At 72.0% G+C, this 5,019-nt stretch carries 5 protein-coding genes; 3 read left to right on the plus strand and 2 right to left on the minus strand.

Annotated features, from left to right (window positions below; genetic code table 11):
• Nucleotides 1-205: 205 nt before the first annotated feature.
• The 3 genes from ACFVW8_RS38475 to ACFVW8_RS38485 all read left to right on the plus strand — a co-directional run bounded on the left by ACFVW8_RS38475 (nt 206) and on the right by ACFVW8_RS38485 (nt 3,851).
• Complete coding sequence (locus ACFVW8_RS38475) at nt 206-1,930, plus strand: serine/threonine-protein kinase (protein WP_389698594.1); 1,725 nt, start codon at nt 206-208, stop codon at nt 1,928-1,930.
• Between the two features lie 72 nt (nt 1,931-2,002).
• Nucleotides 2,003-3,202 (plus strand): cyclic dehypoxanthinyl futalosine synthase, encoded by a 1,200-nt coding sequence (gene mqnC / locus ACFVW8_RS38480; RefSeq protein ID WP_389698596.1) that lies wholly within the window; start codon nt 2,003-2,005, stop codon nt 3,200-3,202.
• Nucleotides 3,203-3,209: 7 nt separating this feature from the next.
• Nucleotides 3,210-3,851, plus strand: a complete 642-nt coding sequence (locus ACFVW8_RS38485; protein ID WP_389698598.1) for a hypothetical protein — start codon at nt 3,210-3,212, stop codon at nt 3,849-3,851.
• Between the two features lie 15 nt (nt 3,852-3,866).
• Here the strand turns inward: ACFVW8_RS38485 and ACFVW8_RS38490 are convergent, their stop codons facing one another.
• Nucleotides 3,867-4,553 (minus strand): DUF3152 domain-containing protein, encoded by a 687-nt coding sequence (locus tag ACFVW8_RS38490; protein WP_389698600.1) that lies wholly within the window; start codon nt 4,551-4,553, stop codon nt 3,867-3,869.
• Between the two features lie 127 nt (nt 4,554-4,680).
• Nucleotides 4,681-5,019, minus strand: a 339-nt coding sequence (locus ACFVW8_RS38495) for a DUF3152 domain-containing protein (RefSeq protein ID WP_389698602.1), incomplete at its 5' end; no start/stop codon positions are given.

The following is a 5,019-nucleotide window of genomic DNA, read 5'->3' on the forward strand; positions in this document are numbered from 1 at the left end:
GGTTGGGGCGTGGCGCTCCCGATCCCCCGCCAATCGGACTGCCGAGCCGGGAACAGCACATTCACGCCCTTTTCTCCGGTGAATGACGCTGTTCGTTCCCTCGGGGGCGGAATCGGCGGATGGTTTCTCTGTGACCCGATGGCCTTCGCCGGACAGGCTCTAGGCTTCGGTCGGAGGTCGGCCGGTCCACAGGGGGAGTCCGTATATGCAGCCGCTGGAAGCCGGCGAACCGCTCAGCATCGGCGCCTACCGACTGCTCGGCAGACTCGGTGCCGGTGGCATGGGCCGCGTCTATCTGGGGCGCAGCGCGGGCGGCCGTACCGTCGCCGTCAAGGTCGTCCATCCGCACTTCGCGCTCGACGAGCAGTTCCGTGCCCGGTTCCGGCGCGAGGTGGACGCGGCCCGGCGGATCGGCGCCCAGTGGACCGCGCCCGTCCTGGACGCGGACCCGGACGCACCCGTCCCGTGGGTCGCCACCGGCTACGTGGCCGGGCCCCCGCTCTCCGACGCCGTCGTCGAGCACGGCCCGCTGCCCGAACAGGCGGTACGCACCCTGGGTGCCGGGCTGGCCGAGGCGCTGGCCGCGGTCCACGCGCAGGGCCTGATCCACCGGGACGTGAAGCCCTCCAACGTCCTGCTCGCCCTCGACGGCCCGCGTCTGATCGACTTCGGTATCGCCAGGGCCATCGACGCCACCGCCTCGCTCACCTCCACCGGGGTCTCGGTCGGCTCGCCCGGCTACATGGCGCCCGAGCAGATCCGCGGCCTGGAGATCTCGGGCGCAGCCGACGTGTTCTCGCTGGGCGCGGTCCTGGCCTACGCGGCCACCGGCGCCGCCCCCTTCCCCGGCGACTCCTCCGCCGTACTGCTCTACAAGGTGGTGCACGAGGAGCCCGAACTGGGCGATCTGGAGGGCGGGCTGCGCGAGGTCGTCGCCGCCTGCCTGGCGAAGAACCCGGAGCACCGCCCCACCCCCGCCGATCTCGCCCGGCAGTTGGCGCCCGACGGCGCGGCGGTCCGGGTGGCGGCGGGCTGGCTGCCCGGACCCCTGGTGCGCGAGGTCAGCCGGTCGGCGGTCGCGCTGCTCGATCTGGAACCGCAGGACGCGCCCGTGCAGTCGGGCCCGGTGCCGTTCACCAGCGCCTCGTCCGGGTTCGGCGGGGGCCCCGGACTCGGTGTGTTCGGCCCGCCGGTCGAACCGCACCTCCCGGCCGGCCCGACGCCGCCGCCGTACCCGCCCGCCGCGGGGACGGGCGGGGTGCCGGGGCAACGCACCTCCGACCCCCGGTTCAGCGTCGGCGTGAGCGCCGACTCCGGGCCGGGGGAGCGCGGCGGCCGGAAGCTGAGCTGCACCGTCGCCCTCGCGGTTGCGGGCGCGCTCGCCGCCGTGACGGTGGGCGGCGCCTTCCTCCTCGACCTGATGCCGGGCGGCAGCGGCTCCAACACCGCGGACCACGGGGCCACCAGCCCGACGTCGGCCGCCACCCGCTCGGGCCCGTCGGCGGAGGAGCCCGCACCCGCGGGCTCGGCCACCGGCAGCCCGTCACCGGTCACCGAGGTCCCGAAGGGCTTCGTCGGCACGTGGCAGGGGCCGGTCACCGAGAAGACGAGCGGTCAGCCGCACGGCACGCTCACCGCGGTCTTCAAGAAGGGGAAGAGGGGCCAGGACGTGGTCACGATGACCACGACGGTCAGCAGCCTCGGCGTCGAGGTCACCTGCAACAGCATCGCCTCCCTCGTCTCCGGCACCGCCAAGCAGCTGACGCTGCGGGAACGCGCCGACGCGGACCGCCCGAGCACCAGGGGCCTGTGCACGAGCACCGTCGACGCCGTCCACTTCACCCTCGCGGCCGACGGCACACTGCGGTACAGGTCGGACGAGCGGGGCGCCGGACTTCCGTACGGCACGCTGAGCCGGTCCGGCCAATGACCCGGAGCGGGGCTGGCGTACGCTGAACCGGTCCGTAGATCCGTTGAAAAACCGCCGAAAGGTGACAGCCCGGTGACCGAGAAGGCCGACCTCCAGCCCATCCTCGACCGAGCCGCCGAAGGCGGACGGATCACTCCGGCAGAGGCGCTCGACCTCTACCGCTCCGCCCCGCTGCACGCGCTGGGCGCGGCCGCCGACGCCGTACGCCGACGCCGTTACGCCGGTACGGAGCACATCGCGACGTACATCATCGAGCGCAACATCAACTACACGAACGTGTGCGTCACGGCGTGCAAGTTCTGCGCCTTCTACGCCGCGCCCAAGGACACCGACAAGGGCTGGTCCCGCGACCTCGACGACATCCTGCGCCGCTGCGCGGAGACGGTCGAGCTCGGCGGCACCCAGATCATGTTCCAGGGCGGGCACCACCCGGACTACGGCGTGGAGTACTACGAGAAGCACTTCTCCGCGATCAAGAAGGCGTTCCCGCAGCTCGTCATCCACTCCCTCGGCGCCTCCGAGATCGAGCACATGGCCCGGATCTCGGACGTCTCCGCCGAGGAGGCCATCAGCCGCATCCACGCCGCCGGCCTCGACTCCTTCGCGGGCGCCGGCGCCGAGCTGCTGCCGGCCAGGCCGCGTACCGCGATCGCCCCGCTCAAGGAGTCCGGTGAGCGCTGGCTGGAGATCATGGAGATCGCCCACCGCCTCGGTGTCGAGTCCACCTCCACCATGCTGATGGGCACCGGCGAGACCAACGCCGAGCGCATCGAGCACCTGAGCATGATCCGCGATGTGCAGGACCGCACCGGCGGCTTCCGCGCCTTCATCCCGTACACGTACCAGCCGGAGAACAACAAGCTGAAGGGCCAGACGCAGGCCACGCTCTTCGAGTACCTGCGGATCATCGCCATCGCCCGGCTCTTCCTGGACAACGTCGCCCACATCCAGGGCTCCTGGCTCACCACGGGCAAGGAGGTCGGCCAGCTGTCGCTGCACTACGGCGCGGACGACCTCGGCTCGATCATGCTGGAGGAGAACGTCGTCTCCTCCGCCGGCGCCAAGCACCGCTCCAACCGCCTGGAGATCATCGACCTGATCCGCAAGGCGGACCGGGTCCCGGCCCAGCGCGCCACGACCTACGAGCACCTCGTCGTCCACGACGACCCGGCGAACGACCCGGTCGACGAGCGCGTCGTCTCGCACATCTCGTCCACCGCGATCGAGGGCGGCACCGCGCACCCGGAGCTCAAGCTCCTCAGCGCCAACTGATGCCGCTGTGCTGACCGTCCACGCCGCGCCGCTGGTTCTTCCGGTCGGCGCGGCTGCCGTCGAGCAGGGTGCGGTGGCGGTGGAGGGCGACCGGATCGTCGCGCTCGGCCCGTACGACGAGGTCGCCGCCGCTCATCCGGCGGCCCGGGTACGGCAGTGGCCGGGCGTCATCACCCCGGGCCTCCGGCAGCGGCAGGCCGCATGGCTGCTCACCCGCTGCTACCACCCCGACCCGCGCGAGGCGGACCGGCTCGGCGCCGAGCCGGTGACGGGCGAGGCGTTCGCCCGGCTGGCCGGTGAGCTGGACGCGAGCCGGTGGGCCGGCAGCGTACGGCGCGGACTCCAGCAGATGCTGCGGTACGGCACGACGCATGTCGGCGGCCCGTTCGGCGACCCGGCCGTGCGTACCGCCCTCTCCCGCTCGGGTCTGGTCGAGGTGCCCGCCGCCCCGGCAGCCGGCGCACCTGACCTGGACCCGTTCGCGGCGGGCCGCGATCTGCCGGGCTCCGTGCACACCCCGCTCGTCGTCGGCGCCCGCGCCGATCTCGCGGTCTTCGACGTGCCCGACGAGGCGGCGCTCGTCGAAGCGGGGGCGGCGTCCTGCGTGGTCACCGTCCTCGCCGGGCGGCTGGTGCACCGCCGGCGCTGAACCCGCACGCCGGTCTCAGGCGACCTTCGGGCCGCCCAGGTACGTGCCGTTGGCGTCGTACGGCCAGGCGTTGGCGACGCAGCCCTTGAGGCCGTATATCTGCTGCATCATGGCGGGGGCGGGGCGTCCCTTGCCGGGGCAGCCCTCGTGTCCGTGGCCGAGCCAGTGGCCGACCTCGTGGTTGATGATCAGGGCCCGGTAGTCGGCCAGCGGACCGTGGAATTCCGGTGAACCGGTCTGCCAGCGCTTGAGGTTGACCATGACGACGGCGCCGACGCGGCAGTTGACCTCGCCATGGGTGTCGAGTCCGCTCTGCCCGCAGATCTTGTCGGTCGTCTCGGGCGATGCGATCCGGATCACCAGACCCGCCGGACGCTTCGAGATCTGGCTGAACGTCTGCTCGCCGTGGTGCGACCAGCCCCGTGGTGCGGCCAGGATGCGGGCCACCTCCGCGGCGGCCTTGTCCGCGTCCAGGCCCGAACCGTCCTCGACCTCGACCCGGTAGGTGTGGCCCCGGCCGGTGTCCGACGCTGCCGCACGGGCGATGGCGAACGAGGCCGATGAGCCGGTGCTGTTCGCATGCTCGCTCTTCCACCGCAGGCCGGCCACGGCGGCCGCCACCAGCACCACCGGAACGACCGCCATGACGAACAGCCGGTTCCGGCCACGCTGCCCCCGCCGACGCACATCTGATGCGGACATCCGCGCCCCTCCCCGTACTTCGTTGTCCCCTACACCTCTCTGTAAGGACCATTGTCGGCGACGATTGGTTCAGTCCACTCGCGCACGGAAGAGGAGGGACGGGCGGAACAGGTCCCGGGGGAGAGCCTCAGGGGACCGTCGGGCCGCCCAGGTACGTGCCGTTGGCAGCGTAGGGCCAGGCGTTGGAGACGCAGCCCTTGAGGCCGTATATCTGCTGCATCATGGCGGGGGCGGGACGTCCCTTGCCGGGGCAGCCCTCGTGTCCGTGGCCGAGCCAGTGGCCGACCTCGTGGTTGATGATCAGGGCCCGGTAGTCATCGAGCGGTCCGTGGAATTCGGGTGAACCGGTCTGCCAGCGCTTGAGGTTGACCATCACGTCGACGCCGACGCGGCAGTTGACCTCGCCATGGGTGTCGAGTCCGCTCTGCCCGCAGATCCTGTCGGTGGTCGCCGCCGTGGCGATACG

This window comes from Streptomyces sp. NPDC058221 (assembly GCF_042882365.1).
In the GTDB taxonomy this organism is placed as follows: Bacteria; Actinomycetota; Actinomycetes; order Streptomycetales; family Streptomycetaceae; genus Streptomyces.